The sequence below is a fragment of the Extibacter sp. GGCC_0201 genome (assembly GCF_017566055.1).
In the GTDB taxonomy this organism is placed as follows: domain Bacteria; phylum Bacillota; class Clostridia; order Lachnospirales; family Lachnospiraceae; genus Extibacter.
Map to the genome: position 1 here is coordinate 1 of NZ_JABFCH010000257.1, position 211 is coordinate 211.

Genomic DNA, 211 nt, shown 5'->3' on the forward strand with positions numbered 1-211 from the left:
TGGGAGGCACAGTATTGCGCCCAGGGGATTCTCAACTACACCCGCCAGGTGGTGTTCGACCTCTACCGCCCCGCCAAGGAGCGGGTGGCCGAATACCTCTGGACGCTGGCCCAGAACCGGGGGCAACCCCTGTCCGTCGACAAGGAGGCCCTGGCCGCCATTCTGGGCAGCACGGTGCGCACCGTCAACCGCTATCTGAAGGAACTGCGGG

Annotated in this window: 1 protein-coding gene; it reads left to right on the plus strand. The window is 65.9% G+C overall.

All coding sequences use genetic code 11. The annotated features are described in order from the left end of the window. The coding region (locus HJV72_RS19465; RefSeq protein WP_208073531.1) for a helix-turn-helix domain-containing protein at positions 1 to 211 on the plus strand (211 nt) is incomplete at both ends.